Source organism: Rhizobium sp. 01T444, from assembly GCF_056398305.1.
Genome location: NZ_JBFTPD010000234.1, coordinates 1 through 637, shown reverse-complemented (window position 1 = coordinate 637; position 637 = coordinate 1). Strand labels below are relative to the sequence as shown.

Here is a 637-nt window from a genome sequence, read left to right as displayed (position 1 = left end):
CGTGTGGGTCGCGTTCTCGGGGCGCGGCGACATCACGGCGACGCTGGTCGGCTCCTTCGTCATCCTCTGGGCCTTCCAGACGCTCACCGTCTACAGCCAGCAGGCCGCGCTGCTGCTGATGGGGGCGCTGCTGCTGTGCACCGTCATGCTGGCGCCGCAAGGCTTCGCGATGGGCGTGGTGCAGTCGGCGGCCAGGCTGTGGCGCCCGCGCCCCAAGGCCGCCGCGCAGGAGGGCGGCGCATGACGACTGTATTGCTCAGGACCTCGGGCCTCTCCAAGCGCTTCGGCGGCCATGCGGCCGTCTCCGAAGTCGACCTGGCGGTGAGCGCGGGCGAGATCCATTGCCTGATCGGCCCCAACGGCGCCGGCAAGAGCACGCTCTTCAAGCTCATCGTCGGCACGCATGAGGCCACGGCGGGGCGCATCGAGTTCCGGGGCCATGACGTGACGACGCAGCGCCCCTTCCAGCGGGTGAAGCGGGGCATAAGCATCAAGATGCAGACACCCAGCATCTTCAAGGAGCTGCCGGTGCGGCAGAACATCCACATCGCGCTCCAGCACCATGTGCGCGGCGCCGAACTCGCGAGCGAGGAGGACCGCCTGCTGGCGCTGCTGGATCTCGGACCCGAAGCCGGCA

General features: G+C 69.2%; 1 protein-coding gene and 1 pseudogene. Both read left to right on the top strand.

Going from position 1 to position 637, the window contains the following annotated elements:
* Window positions 1-244, top strand: a pseudogene (locus AC1DTN_RS38170) (ABC transporter permease); the annotation flags it as partial.
* Window positions 241-637: ATP-binding cassette domain-containing protein (locus AC1DTN_RS38165; RefSeq protein WP_477925360.1), on the top strand; the 397-nt coding region annotated here is incomplete at its 3' end. The pseudogene AC1DTN_RS38170 and the gene AC1DTN_RS38165, both read left to right, overlap by 4 nt.